General features: G+C 35.7%; 15 protein-coding genes. 9 read left to right on the forward strand and 6 right to left on the reverse strand.

Annotated elements, in window-relative coordinates:
- Nucleotides 1-5: 5 nt before the first annotated feature.
- Nucleotides 6-4,922, reverse strand: a complete 4,917-nt coding sequence (locus ACY0M5_RS08615; protein ID WP_461631477.1) for a PAS domain S-box protein — start codon at nt 4,920-4,922, stop codon at nt 6-8.
- 974 nt (nt 4,923-5,896) lie between these two features.
- Here ACY0M5_RS08615 and ACY0M5_RS08620 point away from each other — a divergent pair.
- Both ACY0M5_RS08620 and ACY0M5_RS08625 read left to right on the forward strand, forming a co-directional pair.
- The gene (locus ACY0M5_RS08620; protein WP_461631478.1) at nt 5,897-8,326 is read left to right on the forward strand and encodes a TonB-dependent receptor; all 2,430 of its coding nucleotides are present in this window, start codon (nt 5,897-5,899) and stop codon (nt 8,324-8,326) included.
- A gap of 142 nt (nt 8,327-8,468) precedes the next feature.
- Nucleotides 8,469-9,248 (forward strand): EFR1 family ferrodoxin, encoded by a 780-nt coding sequence (locus ACY0M5_RS08625; protein ID WP_461631479.1) that lies wholly within the window; start codon nt 8,469-8,471, stop codon nt 9,246-9,248.
- Between the two features lie 477 nt (nt 9,249-9,725).
- On the opposite strand, the gene ACY0M5_RS08630 is transcribed toward ACY0M5_RS08625, so the two are convergent.
- Both ACY0M5_RS08630 and ACY0M5_RS08635 read right to left on the reverse strand, forming a co-directional pair.
- On the reverse strand, nt 9,726-10,475 hold the full coding sequence (locus ACY0M5_RS08630; RefSeq protein WP_461631480.1) for a hypothetical protein: 750 nt from the start codon (nt 10,473-10,475) through the stop codon (nt 9,726-9,728).
- A 319-nt stretch (nt 10,476-10,794) separates the two neighbouring features.
- Nucleotides 10,795-11,502, reverse strand: coding sequence for a hypothetical protein (locus ACY0M5_RS08635; RefSeq protein WP_461631481.1), 708 nt, complete (start codon nt 11,500-11,502; stop codon nt 10,795-10,797).
- A 318-nt stretch (nt 11,503-11,820) separates the two neighbouring features.
- On the opposite strand from ACY0M5_RS08635, the gene aqpZ reads away from it, so the two are divergent.
- Together aqpZ and ACY0M5_RS08645 are read left to right on the forward strand one after the other, a co-directional pair.
- Nucleotides 11,821-12,507, forward strand: a complete 687-nt coding sequence (aqpZ, locus tag ACY0M5_RS08640; RefSeq protein WP_461631482.1) for an aquaporin Z — start codon at nt 11,821-11,823, stop codon at nt 12,505-12,507.
- 319 nt (nt 12,508-12,826) lie between these two features.
- Nucleotides 12,827-13,411: a DUF1287 domain-containing protein gene (locus tag ACY0M5_RS08645; RefSeq protein ID WP_461631483.1), complete on the forward strand. Its 585-nt coding sequence runs from the start codon at nt 12,827-12,829 to the stop codon at nt 13,409-13,411.
- Between the two features lie 217 nt (nt 13,412-13,628).
- On the opposite strand, the gene ACY0M5_RS08650 is transcribed toward ACY0M5_RS08645, so the two are convergent.
- Nucleotides 13,629-14,789, reverse strand: coding sequence for an IS4 family transposase (locus ACY0M5_RS08650; RefSeq protein ID WP_461629731.1), 1,161 nt, complete (start codon nt 14,787-14,789; stop codon nt 13,629-13,631).
- Between the two features lie 171 nt (nt 14,790-14,960).
- On the opposite strand from ACY0M5_RS08650, the gene ACY0M5_RS08655 reads away from it, so the two are divergent.
- The 5 genes from ACY0M5_RS08655 (at nt 14,961) to ACY0M5_RS08675 (ending at nt 18,392) form a co-directional block, all read left to right on the forward strand.
- A complete protein-coding gene (locus ACY0M5_RS08655) occupies nt 14,961-15,539 on the forward strand; it encodes a TetR/AcrR family transcriptional regulator (RefSeq protein WP_124991781.1) in 579 nt (192 codons plus the stop codon).
- A gap of 7 nt (nt 15,540-15,546) precedes the next feature.
- Nucleotides 15,547-16,209, forward strand: a complete 663-nt coding sequence (locus ACY0M5_RS08660; RefSeq protein WP_461631484.1) for an NAD(P)H-binding protein — start codon at nt 15,547-15,549, stop codon at nt 16,207-16,209.
- A 70-nt stretch (nt 16,210-16,279) separates the two neighbouring features.
- A complete protein-coding gene (locus ACY0M5_RS08665; protein ID WP_461631485.1) occupies nt 16,280-17,272 on the forward strand; it encodes an NADP-dependent oxidoreductase in 993 nt (330 codons plus the stop codon).
- A gap of 36 nt (nt 17,273-17,308) precedes the next feature.
- Nucleotides 17,309-18,013 carry a type 1 glutamine amidotransferase domain-containing protein gene (locus tag ACY0M5_RS08670; RefSeq protein WP_461631486.1) on the forward strand — a complete coding sequence of 235 codons (705 nt, stop codon included), beginning with the start codon at nt 17,309-17,311 and terminating at the stop codon, nt 18,011-18,013.
- A gap of 136 nt (nt 18,014-18,149) precedes the next feature.
- Complete coding sequence (locus ACY0M5_RS08675; protein ID WP_461631487.1) at nt 18,150-18,392, forward strand: hypothetical protein; 243 nt, start codon at nt 18,150-18,152, stop codon at nt 18,390-18,392.
- A gap of 73 nt (nt 18,393-18,465) precedes the next feature.
- Here ACY0M5_RS08675 and ACY0M5_RS08680 read toward each other — a convergent pair whose 3' ends face one another.
- Nucleotides 18,466-19,827 carry a S41 family peptidase gene (locus ACY0M5_RS08680; RefSeq protein ID WP_461631488.1) on the reverse strand — a complete coding sequence of 454 codons (1,362 nt, stop codon included), beginning with the start codon at nt 19,825-19,827 and terminating at the stop codon, nt 18,466-18,468.
- 134 nt (nt 19,828-19,961) lie between these two features.
- The gene (locus tag ACY0M5_RS08685; RefSeq protein ID WP_461631489.1) at nt 19,962-20,987 is read right to left on the reverse strand and encodes a hypothetical protein; all 1,026 of its coding nucleotides are present in this window, start codon (nt 20,985-20,987) and stop codon (nt 19,962-19,964) included.
- Between the last annotated feature and the right edge of the window lies 1 nt (nt 20,988).

The raw sequence follows: 20,988 nt of genomic DNA on the forward strand, positions 1-20,988 counted from the left end.
TTAGGTTATATTTTGTTCATTTTAAGTTGTTCTATTACTTTCGGGAATTTTACCAGAGTCTTCAACAATCTGTCGATCTCGAAATTATCTGCCAAACTGCAAACTTCGCTTGCATAATCTTTAAGATATTCAATCTTATTTTCTTCAGCTAGTTTAATTAATTCTTTACCGAATTCTTCAATTTGGTCAATCATTTGCGATTGGATAGCATTCTGATAAATAGGAACAAACTTATTTTCAAGAACTGCTATGAGTTCAGGTAGCTGATTTAATTGTTCCTGAGTCAGTGCAAAGTCAATTTGTTTGGAATCAGCTGCAGCTACTTCGTCTTTAACCTGATATGTGAGATACTTCTTCATCTTATCAAACAAGTCAGAAGCATCCAACGGTTTCATTAAAAACTCATTAAATATCTTTACATTTCTATTTCCAGTTATTATACTTTTTGCAGAAGCTGAGATTGCAATAACCGGAATGGATTTGGTACTTTTTGTTTGCTTCAGTATTTCTGTGGCCTTATAACCATTCATTACCGGCATACGTAAATCCATCAGAATTAAATCGGGCAGATTTTTTGTTGCTGACTGCACAGCTTCTTCGCCATTTTCGGCTTCAAAGACATCAAGCTGTGAATGTTCTAACATATCCTTAATCAGTTCACGATTTAATTCATTGTCATCAACAAGCAGAATTTTTGCTTTATTGAATTTTATTATTGTTAAATCTATCAAACTCTCCTCGGGTTCGATCTCAGTCTCAGAAACAGGTATGTTTGGAATAATAACCTTTATATTACTCCCTTTGCCTGCTTCACTTTCAAGATGAATAGTACCACCCATTTTTTCAATCAATTTTTTAGTGATGGGTAAGCCTAAACCAGTTCCACCATATTTTGCACTTTGTCCTTTTTGTTGGGTGAAAGGCTCAAAAATCAATTTCTGTTGATCAATCGGGATGCCTATTCCAGTATCCTCAACATGTAAAATCAGGTCATAACTATCTTTCAATTTTATATTTCGATGCGCATCAACTGTTAAGATAACATGTCCATTATCAGTAAATTTGAGAGCATTTCCTATAAGATTGAACAAAATTTGGCGCAATCGCACTTCATCAAGGAGAAGTAATTTGGGAATTGTACTTTCATATTCGATAAAGAGATCAATCTTTTTTTCATTCACCTTGGGGTCAAATAAATTTTTAATTTCCTTGGTTAGACTATAAAGATTGACTGGTACAGGTATGATGTCAATTTTACCCGCTTCAATTTTCGAAAGATCCAGAATGTCATTGATAATTTTCAATAGATTTTTCCCACTGCTGCGGATCGACTCTACCTGTGAACGTTGTTTTTTCTCTTTCACGGTTTTAGATAAAAGTTCCGAAAATCCAATCACGGCATTCATAGGTGTACGAATCTCGTGACTCATATTTGCCAGAAATTCACTCTTAGCCTGGTTGGCAGAGTTAGCAGCATCTCTTGCTTTGATTAGATCTTCTTCTGAAAGTTTTTTATCGGTAATATCAAATCGAACAGATACATACTGATATGGCTTCCCCTGCTTGTCAAGAAAAGGTACTATTGTTGAATCTACCCAATAAAAACTTCCGTTTTTTGCTTTATTTCTAACTTCCCCTCGCCAGACTTTACCCTTTGAAATTGTATGCCACAAGTCAATAAAAAAGTCACTTGAATGACAACCCGAATTTATAATTCGATGGGTATTCCCAATGAGTTCTTCCCGGCTGTATTTTGATTTTTTACAGAAAATATCATTTACATAATTTATAACGCCCTTATTGTCAGTAATAGAAACAAGGCTTGATTCATCAAGGGCAAATTTGTAATCTGTGATATCTTTAAGACTTTGTTGCAGTTTCTGCTGTGAAATAGTTAGTTCACGGGTTCTTTCAAAGACCATTTCTTCAAGATGCTCACGATGTTTGATGATTTCTTCCTCAGCATTTTTCATTTCTGTGATATCATGAAATCCTGTTATCAATACCTGTTCATTCTCGAGGGTCATTAATTTAAGTGATACTGAACCCCAGAATAATTCCTGATCTGCTTTCTTTAAAACAAGTTCATAATTATCCACAACTCCATCCTTCATTAGTATCTTGAATAATTTTTTTTGATCCTGGGAATTCGAATAAAAATCGGGTGATTTCTGTCCAATCGCATCCGATAAAGAAATTTTAAAGAGTTTACCAAGGCTTTCATTTGCCATTATTATAATCTCTTCAGAAACTTTAGTTATAACCATTGGAATAGGTGACGACTCGATGATTGAACGAAGTTGTTTTTCACTTTCTTTCAATTCCTTTTCGACCAGTTTACGTTCAGTAATATCTTTAAATACAACAACTGCCCCTATCAAATTTCCTGTGTCGTTTTTTATTGGCGTACATGTGTATTCAACAGGGAAACTAGTATCATCCGCCCGCCAAAACACTTCATTATCCACATGGCTGGCTACTCCTGTACGAAAAACATTATAGATCAGACAGTCTTCACGAGGGTATTGAGAGCCGTCCTGACGGGTATGATGGTGGTCAGCATGGCCTTCTTTACCAATAAGTTCTTCAATAGGTTTTCCTATCATGGCAGCCGCGGCCGGGTTTACAAAGGTCATTATACCTTCCAAATCTAATCCATAAATTCCTTCTCCAATAGAATTCAGAATTAATTGATTGTGCACATTTAATCTATTGATTTCTTCTTCAGCTATCTTGCGAGATGTGATGTCGGTATGCGAACCAGCCATACGATAAGGTTTGCCGGTTTCGTTACGCAAGGCTTTCCCCCGGGCAAGAATCCACCTGTAGCTGTCATCCTTATGTTTCATCCTAAACTCCATTTCGTATTCAGGAATCTCATTATTAAAGTATGCTTGAACGACAGCTAAAGCTGGTTTATGATCTTCAGGATGAAGTAAAGCTTCCCAAGTGCTGAAGCTGTTTTCCAATTCCTTATCATTATAACCAAGCATACTTTTCCACCGGGGTGAGAAATACACCTCATTGGAAATAATATCCCAATCCCATATGCCATCATTGGAGCCTTCAACTGCTATAGTATATTGTTCCTGGCTTAAAAGCAGTTGTTTTTCAGTCTTCTTTCGTTCCGAAATATCTTCAACAGTACCTTCAAAAAATACTTTCCCATTTATACCTTTAACGATTCGTGCATTTTCCCGAATTGGAATAACTCGCGCATCTTTAGTTGTCCAACTTTCCTCCAAACCTTTTACATAACCGTCTTTTTCAATCATTTCGACAAACTGCTTACGGCTAATCGTAGATTCTTTACTGTACCCTTCTGTTGCCAGATTTCTATTTTGTAATTCAGCCAATGATTCAAATTCCAACATCTGCAAGAGGGCTTTATTGGCATTTATGATATCCCCCTCAGGAGTTGACTGGTAAATCCCAAGTGGTGAATTTTCGAATATACTTCGGTATTGTTCACGACTTAAATTTAATTGCTCCTCAGCAAGTTTACGTTCTGTGATATCACTTATTGTGCCTATTAACCGGATAGGATTGTTATTGCTGTTAAATTCCAATTTACCCAAACCATGCACCCAACGTTCTTCCTTATTGCAGTTTCTGATTATTTTATATTCCTTATTAAAAGGTAACCTCTGAGCTATTGTCTCATTTTGAAAATAATTCAGCACCAATTCTCTGTAATCAGGATGAAGAATAGCACTCCATCCCTCAGTTGTGAGTGTGTAATTTTCATCGATCCCAAATATAGTATTGAGTATTTCGGAACTCTTCCACGTACCCGTTTTTATATTCAGCGAATAGGTTCCCAGATGTGCAATTTCTTGTGATTCTTTCAGTAAACGCTCACTTTCTTTTAGTTCAGAGGTTAATCTTTCTGCGATTTGTTGTGCCTTAAGCTTTGTGCTAAGCATTGATTTGGAGAGCAGCAATAGTAAAATACTAATAATTAAACCTCCAATAAATACCATCCATGAAGCTATATAATCAACAATAAAATTTTCTTTCTGTTGTATATATTCCAATGTCCATTGGTGACCATTAAAATTTATCGGAACTTTTAAGTTGAAACGTATCCTATCTGATTTCTTTTGCTCTTCAGTACTGCGAGACTCAAACAACAAGGATTGAGAAGTACAATTAACACCATCAAAAATATGCAGGTAAAATGTTTTTTTGTTATCGATATGCTTCCATTTATTCAGAATACCTGACATTAGGTCATTCATCCGATACGGGCTATATACCCAACCTTTAATTGCAGCTCTGCGTGCTTCAACAGTATTTAGTTTAACTCCTTTTTGATATACAGGCACATACATTAAATTACCTGCTTGTACGTCTTTTTTTGTTTCCTGAACCAAAAGGACTTTTCCCGAAAGGGCAGCTATATCTAAATCACGGGCACGTTCCATTGCTTCCCTTCTCACGGGCTCGGTTGTCATATCATAACCAAAGGCACGTAAGTTACGTTCTGAAAAAGGTTCAAGAAAAATAATTGCAGTAGATGTATCACCCGAGCTTTCCGGCCAGACCTTATAGTCAGGAAATCCCTCATTTCTGATTTGTAAAATATGATTTTCCAACTGATCCTTAGGTACAAGCAAGGAAAATCCTGTGCCTAATATTCCTGGCAAATTCAGGTCTACTTTTGACTGTTTTATGAAATTACCCCATGTCTCACGCTTTACGGTATCTGATACGCTAAAAAATGCAGCCCCGCTGCGAAGCAGTTGTGCATGAGCATGCAATCGTAAATCTATTTTACTGCTGATTTCCCTACATTCGAACCTAAATTCAGCTTCATCCTTTTTATCATTTAGAAACTTTACAAAAATTGAAGCAAATAGTGTGAAAATTAATGTTAATATAAATAACAAGTTTGCTTTCCAATCATTAACATTCTTCATTCTATTCGGTGTATTAATTTAAAACTATCTTCAATTCAATAAGCATTATTTAATATATAAAGGTCCATATCAGGAAGAATCTCTTAAATAATTATAATTAAACAGACTCCTGATATACTTTATAATTTAAAGCTGTTTTTATTGATCATTAATATACGTTTTATTAACAAAAAAGTTATTGTTCCAGGCTTAGCTTTTTTTCGGAGCCTGTTTTTAGTTCAAGAAAATAGCTGTAACAATTCGCAAAAAAAATCATTCCACCAGAGAAAATAAGCCTTATTGATAATGACACCAGACCGTAAGATCCTTATAACACGGCTAATAAACGGTTGGACAAATAAATGAGTAGTTTTCATTGCGAAACAAGGTTTGTGTGATCTTAAAACGAGGGTACTATAAATCATACCAGACTTTAATCTACTTAGTTAAGACGGATATAGGAGACGGCTAGGCGGATAAAAAAGCCAATCAATATTTTTAGTGGCTCAGGTCTCAATTACAAATATAAATTGCCAGATAATTACACATCCTCATTTTCCTCAGATTGCATCAGGTAGGCTTGTAAGGTGTTGAATATTTCCAATTGCTCTTCATTCGTTTTTTCAAACAAAACATACAGCATTTGTACCAGATAGCCCTTTGAGAAAATCTATTTACAGTGTCTTGTCTTTGTACTTCCCTGTTATTTTTAAAATAGAAGTCACAATCGTACAATGTGTGTTCGTTATCGTACGTTTTGTTTTAAAATTAAACTAGTCTTCTTGTGTTGATTGTGTGACTGATACGTTTTTCGGCATCATATGTGATAAGGCAAATCCGATATGTGTTAAAATAGAGTTTTATGCCATTTTGCCGGGGGCTTTAACTTAAGCCCAATGTAGTAGTTCAGAACAATTGTAAAAATCTATTTGTAACCATTCAGTTTTTATTGTAGTCTAATTAACCACGGAACAAACCAAGTAAATAAACTAATTATGAGAGAAAGAATATTGATAATCATATTAATGATATGCAGTATTTCCAGTTATGCACAAGCTGATATGGGAGTGGAAATTAAGAATGGATCGTTAACTGGTATTATTATAGATGTTAAGACCAAGTTGCCGTTACCATATGTAAATGTGGTGATAAGAGATGCCAATAATAAAATAATTACCGGAGGTATAACAGATGACAAAGGAACGTTCGTTATTAAGAAAATTACCGAAGGGAAAAACACAATTGAGATTCAATACATGGGCTACAAGTCATATGTTAGAAAGTTGGATTTCTCATCTAAAATATCAGCGCATAAATTGGGAACTGTTGAGCTTGAAGAGGATACTGAACTTCTTGGAGAAGTAACGGTAAGAGCAGAGTTGTCCAGCGTAACTCAGAAAGTGGATAGAAAAGTTATAAACGTTGGTAAAGATTTAACTGCTGCAGGAGCCACAGCTTCGGAGGTTTTAAACAATGTGCAATCGGTTAGTGTTGATAGTCAAACGGGAACAGTGAGCTTAAGAGGAAACGAGAATGTGAGAATATTGGTGGATGGAAAGCCTACTAATATTAGTGCAGCTCAATTGCTGCAGCAGATACCTTCTACCTCAATTAAAAGTATTGAGTTGATTACCAATCCTTCAGCAAAATACAACCCTGAAGGGATGAGTGGGATTATAAATATTGTATTGAATAAGAACGCAAATATTGGCTTTAACGGCAATGTAAATTTGGGGGTAACACGAGGAGTAAACACACGTGCTAATGGTTCTCTGGATTTAAATTACAAAACAGGAGCCGTTAATTTCTTTTTAAACTTTGGTGCAAATGGAGGGAAAAGAAATAATTATGGTGAAGTTTTAAGACATTCAGAAAATGGAGATGGTGAAATTATTTTAGCTGATGACATTCTTCAAAAATTTGAATTTAACAGCGAAAATAACTCTCAATTATTAAAAGTAGGAGCCGATATCTATTTGAATAAAAAGAATACACTTTCATTTTATACCACACAAAATTTTAGCGATGGTGTATTTGATGGAACAACAAAGATTTTTAGAGGAACAGATTTGGATTATCATAGTTTGATGAAATCTGAAACAGATAATTCTACAGGTACTTATAATCTTAACTACAAAATGGACTTTGAAAAAGAAGGACACAATCTGGAATTCGAAGCAACTTATAGTGAGAGCGACTCGCCCGAAGATGCTACTTATAAAGAATTGCTTAATCCGATTGATTTGACCTCGAATTACATGGATGGGATTGAAAATGATTACACCAATACGCTTCTTAACGTGGATTACACAAATCCATTGACGGAAAATACAAAGCTGGAATTAGGTGTGGAGTTGAGATTAAATGATACTGAGAATTCAAGAGTAACAAATCAACATGATTTTACTAATAATGAAATAGGCAATTCTGCATTTACATATGACAGAAGTATCTATTCGGGATATGTGAATTTAAATCACAAAATAGATAAGTTCACGATGCAAATGGGTGCGAGACTTGAGCAGTATGAAGTAGATGGAGAGTTTGCTAAAGGAGATGAAAGGGCTAAGTATACTGATAGTCGTTTTACTGTGTATCCTTCTGTATTTTTCACTTTCAATCCGAGTGAAAAAAACCAATTGCAGTTAAGTTATAGCCGCAGGGTTGACAGGCCATCTATCGGGCAAGTGAATCCGATTAGAGAGTGGAGTACACCTTTAATTAGTTCATTTGGAAATCCAGAATTAGATCCTCAGTTCACCAATTCGTTCGAATTCAATTATACTAAAGGATTAAAGAATGGCTCTGCCACAATTGGAGCTTTCTACCGCAGAGTAAATGGTAATATCTCGAGAGTATTAAACAAAGATCCTTTGGATATTGAAAAGGTGGAAATGTCTTATTACAATACGGACAGCAACAATCGTTATGGAATAGAATTGTCAGCAAATTATCAATTCTTTAAATGGTGGTCGATGAATGCAAGTTCCGATTTGTATGTTCAGAAAGAAACCGGTGTTTCGAATGGTGAGAATCTTGAGATTACCAACAGTTCCTTTAATGCCCGGGTGTCCAATAGCTTTACGGCTACTAAAAAATTGAAATTTCAGTTGTTCGCAATGTACCGCGGAGGTGGCAAAGATTTACAATTTAAAGTGGATCCAATGTGGATGATCAATACAGGAGCAAGTTATACGGTGCTGAAAGGAAAAGGAACGCTAACCTTTAGAGTAAACGATATTTTTGAAGGAATGAAGTTTAAGTTTGATTCAAAAGTACCTTACAACCAGGAAGGTGAATTTCATTGGGAGAGTAGGACAGCATATCTTGGCTTTTCGTACCGATTTGGCAACGGTAAAAACAAAGCCAAAAGAAGAAAGCAAAGAGATAGTCAGGAAACACAAGGTGGTGGTGGATTTATTTAAACCCTTAAATCAATAATACACATTTACTTAAGTTGAAAATCTCCCATTCTATTTTGGATAGGGAGATTTTTTTTGCTCCGATAAATTTAAATTATAGTAAGACTTCCTACCTTCGGGCAGTAGCACGAACAAAGAATATTCTATGAATTTACCATCAGTTAATTTAATCTACTTTTCTCCAACAGGAACAAGTAGAAAAGTAGTTAAAGCCATTGGGCAGGGATTGGAAGCAAAACAAATAAGCGAGTTTGACATTACACAAACCGATTTTGAGTTTAAGAATTTTGGTAATGAATTGACCATTATTGGTGTGCCTGTTTACAAAGGACGTTTGCCAGTTGATGTAATTTCACGATTGAAAAAATTTAAAGCTAAAAACACACCTGTGGTTTTAGTCGCGGTTTATGGAAACAGAGATTTCGATGATGCTCTGCTTGAGTTAAAAGATGTAAGTACAGAATTAGGTTTTTCACCTGTAGCCGCCACTGCTTTTATCGGAGAGCATTCTTATTCAACAGAAAGTAAACCCATAGCAGAAAATCGTCCTGATGAGGCAGATCTTCTAAAAGCAAAACAATTTGCGGGAGAGATTTTGGCGAAATTGGAGAAGAACGAAGGTGCAGAATTAGCTGTTTCTGGTAATTATCCGTACAAAGAATTGCCAAATGCACCGGTAATGTCACCAAGAACCATTGACGTGAAATGTACCTTGTGCGGTGTTTGTGCCGATGTTTGTCCGGTTGATGTTATTGAGGTAAACAAAACAGTAATTACAAATGCAGAGGCTTGTATTTGGTGTTGTGCATGTGTTAAAGCCTGCCCGGAGGATGCCCGGATTTTTGATACACCGCTTATCAATCAGATAACAAATAATCTCTTCGAAAACTGTTCGGAACGCAAAGAACCCGTGTTTTTTATCTAAAAAAACTCTGAAAAGAATAGATAAGGATAGCAGATTTGCTGTCCTTTTTTTATTTGTTTGTCCCTCTGGATTAGAATTTTTACCTCTAAAATTTTATTTCGATTACAAATCTGTAGTTGTCCCGGGTTGTTTTCCCTTTTAAGTTACGGATTGCAGAACGATTGCTGATTTTATTACTATATCAGAAGATGAAACAATATAGTTTGCGTAACAAATAGTATTGTCAGATGAATAAACTATACTATTTGCTGAAATCCTTATCATTTCAGATGAAAATCCAATACAATCAGATGACAGCTGATCTATTCATTTCATAATCTGAAGTAATCATTTATTCATCTGATGATGTGATTTAATAAAATGAATTCATAATATTTCAGCAGAGAAATCTAATTAGTAAGCGTTAGCAAATAATTATTAGGCTGGATGTATGAAAATGGAATAAGATCAGACTTTTTTTGTATTGTAAGTATTCATTTAACTCTGAGAGCTGTTGTTTTTCTTGTTGTTATAATACTCAGCATTGCGTTTGCAGTGGTGTTCACTTTGGTAAGCCTTTACGATCCCGGGCTTATCCCGAAAAACAAATTTACCATAGCGTCGGATTTCATCAACCACTTGTTTAAGCAGAGTGAAGGCCTTGTTTCGGATTAGCAGCATCTCGTCGGGAATGTACATTTTGCTGTCTTTTACGGCCAGTAAATTACTTATTCGTTCATATTCTTCGGTGGCCTTGTCGCACAGGCTTAAATCGAAGTTGATGGCCTGCAGTGCTTCAACATTGCTTTTTCCCAGTCGGGACAATAGAGCCAAATCGAAAATAATACTGGCCAGCGAATTGCCTTTTTTTATATCTCTGATTTTTTTCAGCAGATCTTTATCATTTCTAAAAGCAAACTGCATGTTGTCAATCAGGTGTTTGCGCAGTTTTAGCAGGGCGGGAGTTTCGGCTTTAAAGTTGGTCATTGCCTGTTTCTTTTCACCTGACAGTTCCACCCAGTTTAGCTGTGCACGGCTCAAAGCCTTGGTGCGGGTATGCAGTTTATCAATTAAACCGACCGGCATATTTACGGCAGAAAGTTTCGACAGATCTTCTGTTGCACGTGTGTGCAGGCGTTCGGCTTCATAGATGTAAATTTCGAATGGCATGTCGCAATGCTTTATGTTTTCATTTGCTATGGCATTGATTTCATCCAGTAGAATTTCTAAATCTGATTGATCTGACATGGTATAATAGAATATGAGGTTTTACATCTAAAAAAAAACAGCTTGAATTTAGCAATAATTTTGAGATTCCTCCAATGTTTATCTGAAAATTATGTTGCTTTAAATAACACAGTTGTTCCTGATCCGGCTGAGTTTAGAATTTTTAATTCTATTTTGCAGAAAATATGGATTGAGAATCTTTAATTCACTATCAGCCAATTGTAAATTTACAGCAATAGCCTATTCTTTATAAGCACAAAGTACTATGCAAATAATTATTTAAGCAAAAAAAAAGATCGTTTGTATAACGATCTTTTCTGCTATTGATGTTTTAATACGATTAAAAATCTTTGAGTATTCGGTTTCTGTGTAATTCTTTTATACTCTCATTATAATCAATTTGTGCAATTCTATTCAATTCCTTTAATATTTCATTATTCTCATCAAGAACCCAATCAATGTATTTTTCATCGTTATCAAACAAAACTCTGACTTTTTTTATCGAATTGGAATTGCTATTGATTATAGTTTCTAATTCTGAATTTACTATTGGGATATTTATTAATACTCTAACATCCTTCTGAGCGATTTTATAATTATGAATGTACTTGCTCTCGATCCAAGCATTATCTGCATAATAGTATAGTTTATGTCTTCTGATATCTTCAACCTTGTTATTGTCTAGTTTCAATAGAACATCAGATATATGCTGATAGGGAAGATCGGAGCCGATTTTATTTTTCAACTGTGAATTTGAAATTTCAAACTCAATTTGTAACGAACATACAGAATTACTATTGATTGCTGACCATGGTTCAGGATTTAAAAAATATTGATGATTCCATTTCTCCTTAGTGATGAGCATTGTACTATTTAAAGGATGAATATGATTCTGGTGGCCACCAATTCCATCAATTGAAATACTTATTTTTTTTGTTGTTAGAACATTATTATTTAGAGTTATTTCTTCGGAATATGAATTTTTACAAAATGAAAATAATAAAAACAGAGTTAGTACTCTTAACAATAAAGTTGAGTAGCAGGTCATAAATCTAGTTTATTTTAAATTAAGCCTACAAAAGTATAATTTATTTGGAATTATTCTAATAATTTAAAATACTGAAACAGCATCTGGTCAATATTAATCAGATACAATCGATTTCGAAGTTTTTTTTTTGTGAAAAAAATGCCAGTTCAACTTCTATACCTGTAGATTAGGAACAGGTTCAGTCAATTATTAGAGTCCACTGATAAATTTTTAGCCGTAAAAAAAGAATTTATTATATTTATTGTTCTGTAAGATGAAGAGTATCTGTTTACAATCAAACCTTGTTTATTTTACTTTAAACCTTAAAAATATGAACGCATGAAAAAATTAGTCGCAGAATTTATAGGAACCCTATGGTTGGTTCTGGGTGGATGTGGAAGTGCTGTTTTGGCGGCCGCATATCCCGAATTGGGAATTGGATTTGTTGGTGTGGCAATTGCTTTTGGATTAACTGTGCTTACCATGGTTTATGCAATTGGGCATATTTCAGGTTGTCACCTGAATCCGGCAGTATCTATTGGTCTTTGGGCTGGCGGACGTTTTGAACTGAAAGATCTGGGGCCTTATATTGTGGCTCAGGTATTGGGAGGAATTGCAGGTGCAGGAATCTTGTATTTGATTGCAAGTGGTAAAGCTGGTTTTGATATGGGAGGTTTTGCTGCGAACGGATATGGCGAGCACTCGCCCGGCGGATACGGCATGTTGGCAGCTTTGGTGAGCGAAGTGGTAATGACTTTTATGTTTTTACTGATTATTTTAGGAGCAACACACTCAAAAGCACCAGTTGGTTTTGCCGGATTGGCAATTGGTCTGGGGTTGACTCTGATTCATTTAATCAGCATACCGGTAACAAATACATCAGTGAATCCGGCGCGAAGTACAAGTCAGGCACTTTTTGTTGGCGATTGGGCTTTGGATCAATTGTGGTTGTTCTGGCTGGCGCCGATTGCAGGTGCAATTTTGGCCGGGTTGGTATACAAGTACATGTCTCCCGAGAAAGATTAATTTTATAAAATAATATTAAACAGCATGTTCCGGTTGTTTTTATCTTCCGGGAGCATGCTGTTTATTTGTGTTCTCTATATTTTCATGAATGATTTGATGAAACGAGCCATGAGAAGACTTTTCTCACAGACGAGGATGACTAGGTTGGCGAGTTCTCCCGAAACAAGTTCGGGACAGGCTATGTGGTAATAAAAAACAAATTTAGACACATGAAACGTCCATGACGAGGATGTTTTGACACACAGGGGGGTGATTATTCCAGCATGGTAATCCCGAAAGCTTTCGGGACTATCTGACAAAACCTTAAAATTATAAACAGATGAAAAAACTTCTATTCACAGTTTTACTCTTTGTTGTTGGAGGAGTTGGTTTTGCACAAACATTTCCTGAGCAATTAACGGATGCCGCCTTGCAGCTAACCCAGCAAAGAGTTATTTACGATCCCAGCTATTTTTCAATTCCTTATCCAAATGGAGATATTCCTTCGGATAGAGGCGTTTGCACTGATGTTGTGATTCGTGCTTACCGAAAATTGGGAATCGATTTGCAGAAAGAGGTTCATGAGGATATGAAAGCCAATTTTAGTTTGTATCCGGCTATTTGGGGGTTGAAACATACCGATACCAATATCGATCACCGAAGAGTACCCAACCTGATGAAATTTTTTGAGCGTAACGGACAGGAGAAACCATTAAGTCAAAGTTCCATTGATTATTCTCCCGGCGATATTGTTTGCTGGAATTTAGGCGGTGCAATTACACACATTGGTATCGTAATTAATAAAAAATCCAGAGATGGCAAACGCTTCCTAATAGTGCACAACATTGGCGCTGGTCAGATAATTGAGGATTGTTTATTTGAATTTCCCATTATTGGGCATTACACTTACTCCGATACAAACTAATTGCCTGTTGTTTTCCTTGTTTAGTCTTAGAAGTGGAGATTACAAGCTTCTTTTTTATTCTGTATACTCATTTTCCTGCATAGAATACTTCTGAAATCCTCTGATACCGGTTTTTTTGTATTTCAAATGTTAAAATAAGTGAACGTTCATTCATTTTGTGAATTATTTATTTTATATTTGTTCTCACTAGTGTCCCATTAAAATCGGGACGTTATTATTAATTAAACAAATTTGGCTCATTAAACCTAAAACGTTCTTTGTCATTTTGAAATTTAGTTCTCTCAAATAAGTCACGAAGGTGAGTTTTATCTGTTAAAGAAATACTCAGAATCTGCAAAACCTCATATGTACTTCTGTCAAGTTGCATGTCTTTTTGGACGATCGCCACCAAACAGTAAGTGCACATGGCAACGTAGATCTGAATCCGAACAGCATTTTCAGTAGTTCCCCAGAATTTCTTGATTTTCAGATGTTGCTTTAGCCATTTGAAGAAAAGCTCGACTTGCCAGCGGTTCTTGTAAAGTTCAGCAACTTGAAGTGCAGAAATGTGCATTGTATTGGTTAAGAATACAAGCTCACGCTTTTGTTCTTCATCCCAATATCTGACCAATCTAAGATGTTCTGGATAGTATTGCTTGGGATAAAATCCAGTCAATTCAATCGTTACATCTGAAAGCACATTCTTTGGCAATCTTCGTTTCCATTTGATTATCTTATATTGAAGGTTCTTCTTTGCTCTGACAACGAAGAAAGCTCCTATCTGATGAATCTTATACAACATTTTGAAGTGATTATATGCACGGTCAAATATGTAATATGAGCCTGATTCATAAGGAATTTTTTTCATTGCAGTAGAATCGTGCACAGAAGCTTCTGTAATGTGAAAGAAAGCGGGAATCTGTGTCTCTACATCATATAATGTATGCACTTTGATTCCACCTTTTTTCTTGCGAAACTTCGCCCACCAGAATACGGAAAGGCACAAGTCAATTGTCGTTGAATCAAATGCGTAGATATTGCCTTCAAGTTTGAAGATGTCAGAAACTCGTTTTAGTCTGGCTTCATTTACCAGATTGTAAGCATACTCTTCAAAAATGTGATAATCTCTGTCTTGATTGGCTCTGGCCAGAGATGATTTTGAGATATTCTTGCCCATACCCAAATGATAAGATTTGGAATGGTGAGCATCAAGAGCGACAATCAAATCTCTCAGACTTTCACGATTTGATAATTGCCCGAACATCAGAGCAAGCAATTGGTTCCAACAAGTGAAATGTTTCACGTATTTGTCACCTTCATACTTGCGAACGATGTAGTTGAACTTATTCCTATCAAGGAATGATGCTAACTGAGCGAAAACGTATTTATCCTTATGCATTTGCTAATCTCTTTAAGAATAGCAAAAGTGTAAATTGAAATCCGTTTAATCGAAAAAAGCCTGTAACAAACTAAATTTCAAATATTTCAAAGAACATTGTAAGACTTTAATGGGACAGTATTGATTTGTTCTATCAAAATCAAAAAAGACTATTAAATCAGAATTTCCAATATGGCAATCAGAGAAAAAAGTAAGGAGAAACGGAATGCTTTGTTAAAAGCTACCTTGAATTTGGTGAACAATAACGGCTTTCATGATGCTCCAATGTCTAAAATAGCCAAGATGGCCAATGTGTCACCGGCAACTATTTATATTTATTTCGAAAACAAACAGGATCTGATCAATCAGCTTTATCTGGAACTGAAAGTATCATATACTAAGCAGGCATTCAAAGATTATTCTGAAAATATGCCCGTAAAAAAAGCCTTTGAATTTATCTGGTACAATATTGCTGACTATAAGTTGAAACAGGTTGAGGAAGCATGGTTTTTATCGCAGTGCGATAACACAATGATGATTGATGAGGACAGCAGGCAGGAAGGTTTAAAACATTTACAGCCATTACTGGATTTATGGGAAAAGGGGCAGAAGGAAGGTATTATTAAAGATGTTTCGCCATACATTCTTTATGCTTATGCCATAAACCCATTGGCCTTTTTAATGAATATGCAAAAACGCGGCCTTTACCAGATAAATCAAGAAAGTTTGGAACAGGCATTTCAGTCGGCCTGGGATAGCATTCGAATATAATACAGTTATGGGAAAGACAGCAATTATATTGGGAGCAAGCGGATTAACAGGGAAGCTTCTGTTGAACCGGCTTTTGGAAGATGAAGCCTATACGAGAGTGAAGATTTTTACTCGCCGAGGTTTAGATTTAGTTCATCCCAAGTTAAAAGAGTTTATTGGAGATCTGCTTAGTTTAGAAGAATTTAAGAAGGATTTCACAGGCGATGAAGTATTTTGCTGCATTGGAACTACTGCCAAGAAAACGAAGGATAAAATCATTTACAGGAAGATTGATTTTGGTATTCCTGCATCAGCGGCAAGTTTGGCTAAGGCAAATGGAATTAAAAGTTTCCTTGTAATTTCAGCTTTGGGAGCAAATGCAGAGAGCAATATCTTCTACAACAAAACAAAAGGAGAAATGGAGCAGGCAGTTTTAAGTCTGGAGATTGCAAATACCTATATTTTAAGACCTTCTCTGATTAATGGGAAAAGAGATGAAGATCGATTGGGTGAAAAAATTGGATCGATTATCATGAAAGTGCTAAGTCCGTTTTTATTGGGGAAATGGAAAAAATACCGGGTGATTGAGGCAGAGACAATTGCAAATGCATTACATGCTTTGGCTCAGGCAAAACCAGATTATAAGATAATTGAATCAGACAAAATACAAGAGATTGGCGCTTATCTGTAGAGTTCATAGGTAAGGCTTTTTTTATCCTCGAAAGAGAATGAACATTCATTAATATAAAAAACAAAATAAGATGCAAACAATACAATTAAAAAGCAGACCGGTAGGCGTACCAAAATTATCCGATTTTAAATTTGTGACTGAAGAACAGCCACAAATTGCAGAAGGAGAGATACTTTTAAAAGCAACACATATTTCTGTTGATCCCTACTTAAGAGGAAGAATGATGGAAGGTAAATCGTATGTCGAGCCATTCGAGTTGAATAAAGCAATTAGCTCGGGTATGATTGCTGAAGTCGTTGAATCAAAATTGGCAGGTTTCAGCAAAGGTGATTTTGTATCGGGCATGCTGGAATGGAAAGAGGTTCAGATATCTAAAGGCGAAGGCTTGTTAAAGGTGGATGCAAAGAAGGCTCCATTGTCTTCTTACTTGGGCGTGTTGGGAATGACAGGTTTAACTGCTTATTTCGGATTGTTGGAAATTGGCAGGCCTAAAGCAGGAGAGACTGTTGTAGTTTCGGGAGCTGCAGGTGCTGTGGGGAGCATTGTGGGACAAATTGCAAAACTGAAAGGCTGTCGCGTGATAGGGATTGCCGGCAGCGACGAGAAAGTGGAACAACTGGTTTCGGAATCTGGTTTCGATGCTGCAATTAATTACAATACTGCCGGAAGTATGACTCAGGCAATCGCAGAAGCTTGTCCTAACGGAGTAGATGTTTATTTCGATAATGTAGGCGGAGAAATTTCAGATGGCGTGATGATGAATTTGAATCGTTTTGCACGAATTATTGTTTGCGGAGCAATTTCGATGTATAATGCGACCAGCGTACCAATGGGACCTAGAGTTCAGCCCATACTGATTAAGAATTCGGTACTGATGCAAGGATTTGTAGTATCCAATTATCTGGAGAAATGGGGCGAAGCAATTTCTCAATTGGCAAAATGGCTGCAGGAAGGAAAATTAAAATCTACTGAAACAATTGTTGAAGGATTTGAAAATACGCCGCAGGCTTTTCTTGATCTTTTCGAAGGAAAGAATAAGGGAAAAATGATTGTGAAAATATAATTTTAAGAAAAATAAACAGGTTTAAATTTAATAGATATGACGATAACAACAGGAGCTTTGAAAATATTATTTGTGCTGACTTCTCATTCTCAAATGGGAAATACAGGTCACAAAACCGGATTTTGGGTGGAAGAATTTGCCAATCCTTATTATACCTTAGTCGATCAGGGTGTTGATATAACAATTGCCACACCAAAGGGAGGCGTGGCACCAATCGATCCAACTTCTAGCTTGCCTCAAAATGCGACTGAGGATACCAAGCGTTTTAATCAGGATGAAGCAGTTCAGAAAAAGATTAATGAAACCATTGCTTTGGTAGATATCAATTTTGAAGATTACGATGCGGTATTCTATCCTGGCGGACATGGTCCTCTTTGGGATTTGGCGGAAGATGCAACTTCTGCAAAGTTAATTCAGGATTTTAATGCGACTAAGAAACCAATTGCCTTTGTTTGCCATGCACCGGCAGCCTTGCGGCATGTGAAAAATGCACAAGGTGAATTCCTGGTGAAAGGCAAAAAAGTGACTGGATTTACCAATGAAGAAGAGGAAGCTGTGCAGTTGACTAAGGTTGTTCCTTTTTTGGTAGAAGACATGTTGAAGGAAAATGGAGGTATTTACAGCAAAGGTGATAATTGGGCTGCTTATGCCGTTCAGGATGGTAATTTAATTACCGGTCAGAATCCGGCATCATCAGCACTTGTAGCTGAAATGCTGTTAAAGATGCTTGAAAAGAAGTAAACTGATTTTTTTATCGGTTTTAAATAAATCAAGAGCCATTGAGTGAATTCATTTCATTTGGTGGCTCTTTCTCTTCAAAATAGATTCTTCTGACTACCTTTGCACCATAAACAATAACATCAAACAATTTAAAACCATGGACCAGGACAATTTTGATTCCATCAAGAAAATTAAAAAAGAAAATAAGCAAGCCTACAATCCGTGGTCAAGAAAGGATGATGATGAATTAATCAATCTGTTTTTTGATGGTGTTCCTGTTGGTGAAATGGCTATTAAATTGAAACGCACCAAAGGAGCTATCCGAGCCCGAATCCGAAAAATGGAACTGATACATATTAAGAAAAAGGCTTCTCCTTCATCCGATTCTTCGAAGAAATAGAAGCAAAATAAAATAATAAATCCCCCTTGAGTTGTTGTACTCTCGGGGGATTTTGTTTTGTATACATTTGAGTTTACTTGTAGCCTAAATATTTATTTGGAGTGATATATTCCAAACATTTTTCCAAAACAGGATCGCCACCGTTTTTATATTCTTCAGCTTTATATGGAATAAACACATCAGGCATAATAATGCCATTTTTTTGATTACTGTATTCGTCTATTTCTACAGTAGAAATAACAAGTAACGAATTATTAAAGGGAGAAGTTGTAATCTCTCCATATTTAAGAGCATTATGAGCCAATGGTTCTCCTACTAATGTGGCAAATTTATTGTACTGCATGATATTGGCAAAGGTTGATGCCATCGAAGCGGTATATTCACTTACCAACACATAATAATTCATTTTTCCAGCATACTTTGATTTATCCAGAGGACAAGATTTTATAATATCCGCTTCGGGCATGTTGCAAACTTTTCCAATTGAGTCTTCAGAAAAGCCATAATCAAGTGTTGCTTTTGAGACCATAACTCGTGATCCATTTTGGTAGTCTATACTGTCTTTCTCGGTAAAAAGCGATATTAATTCATCAAAACGATCTCCATTTCCTCCTGGGTTATTTCTGACATCAATAATGATATTAGTATAGCCTTTGAATTGAACTTTCTTTATGAATTTTGCCAGCTGTTTAATCATGAACTTGTTGTTGTCGAAGTTCTTAATGCCAAAATAGCCGGTTTTGTAATCGTTATAGATTGTTTTCGGATAGTATTCTTCTTTAAAATGATACTTGCTCAAAGGAACTCCGGGTATCTTAATTTTGTGTTTTTGGCCTTTTCTCAGGTATTGAATTTTGTAGTTTGGTGCAAAACAAAAATGATTCTGAGCTTGAGTAAAAGGAGTATCGAGAAAACGATGATGATAGGTGTATTTCACTATCTCTTTTGCAGATCTATCATTGATAGAAATAATCTGATCTCCTTTTTGTAATTCGGGAGAGATTGATTCGTCTATTATAAGAGTATCATTAAAACAGAGCATTTTAAATGGCCAAACTCTAATGTGTTTGCCCTTGAGTTTGTACTCTGGATATCTCCTTAGTTGAGGCAATATTAGAAAATGAGAATCTCCATCAGTGATTTTATCAAAAGCTTTTCGATACTGGAAGATATATTCTGTCTCGGGAATAGAATCAGTCGGAAAAGTTTTGGAAACTATACCTATTAAGGAATCAAATTTAGCTTCAGATATTGAATTAAATGGGTTGGGATGGTATCTTTTTATCAACTCTTTTGTGTGTAGAAGACTATCTTTTGTGATGATCATCTTATCATTTTTTAAATAAGTTGAGTAATCAGTACTTTCGGTAATCTTGATAGATTGGCAACTAGCTATGCTTATTGCAACCAGTATGATAAAATATAATTTGTTCATTTATTCTGATTAGAATTTGTATGGATTTGTCTGATTTTGGGGATCAGGGATTCGAAAATGGCTCATCAAATGAAGAGCCATCTCTTGAAATTATAGATTTGAAATAACTTAGCTAAGTTATGTATTTTTATAGCTTACAAGTGAATCTTGATTTTAAAACCAGGATAGGGATTCTTGAAAAAATCGTTAAAATAGATTTGTGGAACAATACTTATATTTTCGGTTACTTTCTTTTCTATACCCAAGCGAAAAGAGTCTTTTTCAAATAAATCTCCATTTTGTTTAGCTAAATATCCTAAGTTTAACCCGTACCAGTCTCCTTTATTCGGATTTTTAGAGAAATTACGTTGATACCCCAAATCTACCCAATGATTAATGTTTTCTTTACCTGATGAGAAATCGTACATCCATTCGTAGCCTAGAGAAAAAGCCTGTTTGGCTAAGTTCTTGTTTCCTAGTTGTACTGTCATACGGGCATAGAAACTACCATTCCAGTTGCCTTTAATATTTTCAAGAGAAGTGCCTGCACTCAGAATAATTTGGTCGTTTGCTGTTGCCATAGTCGTATTTTGGTGAAGCAGTTCTGCTGAATAGTTTTTGTTTATTTTTACCCAAGCAACAAATGGAGAAGCTTTAAGGTACCAATCATTTTTCTTTTTTAATTGTTGGTCTGTATTTTTTAGAATTTGCGAGAAGTCATATTTTGTAAGTTCATCTAATTGCTTTATCGTGTTAAAGTAAATGGCAACTTTCGAGTTTAATTCTACCTTGTTATTGCCTTTTATTACCAAAGCAATAGCCGTATCTGTAGGAAAAGTAATACTTCTGGTTGATGCGATCTCTTCTATTGTGATTGTGTTTTGGATATCCTTATCATACTCCTTTATTGTAGAACATTTAATAAGAATTGATTTGTTAGGTTCTAGTTCTGTAATGTTTAAAACAGCCCAGCGTGTAAGGAAATCATTTAAAAGATTTTTTATTTCAAGATTCCCTGCCAAATCATGTTTGCCATCATAAGTGCTTCTGCCCTCAATAGTGGTTCCATTGGGCATTTGTATGCAAATGGTATCTGAATGAAATTTAGTTTCATTGCCAGCAATGGCTTTTACCGAAAAGAGAAAAAGAAGTCCGCTAAGTAGTATTATTTTATTTGTCATG

The organism is Labilibaculum euxinicum, from assembly GCF_963678175.1.
Classification (GTDB): domain Bacteria; phylum Bacteroidota; class Bacteroidia; order Bacteroidales; family Marinifilaceae; genus Labilibaculum; species Labilibaculum euxinus.

Bases quoted from the DNA above. Each gene is read 5' to 3' on its own strand.
- ACY0M5_RS08615 (WP_461631477.1), bottom strand. From the start codon at position 4,922: ATGAAGAATGTTAATGATTGGAAAGCAAACTTGTTATTTATATTAACA.
- ACY0M5_RS08620 (WP_461631478.1), top strand. From the start codon at position 5,897: ATGAGAGAAAGAATATTGATAATCATATTAATGATATGCAGTATTTCC.
- ACY0M5_RS08625 (WP_461631479.1), top strand. From the start codon at position 8,469: ATGAATTTACCATCAGTTAATTTAATCTACTTTTCTCCAACAGGAACA.
- ACY0M5_RS08630 (WP_461631480.1), bottom strand. From the start codon at position 10,475: ATGTCAGATCAATCAGATTTAGAAATTCTACTGGATGAAATCAATGCC.
- ACY0M5_RS08635 (WP_461631481.1), bottom strand. From the start codon at position 11,502: ATGACCTGCTACTCAACTTTATTGTTAAGAGTACTAACTCTGTTTTTA.
- aqpZ (WP_461631482.1), top strand. From the start codon at position 11,821: ATGAAAAAATTAGTCGCAGAATTTATAGGAACCCTATGGTTGGTTCTG.
- ACY0M5_RS08645 (WP_461631483.1), top strand. From the start codon at position 12,827: ATGAAAAAACTTCTATTCACAGTTTTACTCTTTGTTGTTGGAGGAGTT.
- ACY0M5_RS08650 (WP_461629731.1), bottom strand. From the start codon at position 14,789: ATGCATAAGGATAAATACGTTTTCGCTCAGTTAGCATCATTCCTTGAT.
- ACY0M5_RS08655 (WP_124991781.1), top strand. From the start codon at position 14,961: ATGGCAATCAGAGAAAAAAGTAAGGAGAAACGGAATGCTTTGTTAAAA.
- ACY0M5_RS08660 (WP_461631484.1), top strand. From the start codon at position 15,547: ATGGGAAAGACAGCAATTATATTGGGAGCAAGCGGATTAACAGGGAAG.
- ACY0M5_RS08665 (WP_461631485.1), top strand. From the start codon at position 16,280: ATGCAAACAATACAATTAAAAAGCAGACCGGTAGGCGTACCAAAATTA.
- ACY0M5_RS08670 (WP_461631486.1), top strand. From the start codon at position 17,309: ATGACGATAACAACAGGAGCTTTGAAAATATTATTTGTGCTGACTTCT.
- ACY0M5_RS08675 (WP_461631487.1), top strand. From the start codon at position 18,150: ATGGACCAGGACAATTTTGATTCCATCAAGAAAATTAAAAAAGAAAAT.
- ACY0M5_RS08680 (WP_461631488.1), bottom strand. From the start codon at position 19,827: ATGAACAAATTATATTTTATCATACTGGTTGCAATAAGCATAGCTAGT.
- ACY0M5_RS08685 (WP_461631489.1), bottom strand. From the start codon at position 20,987: ATGACAAATAAAATAATACTACTTAGCGGACTTCTTTTTCTCTTTTCG.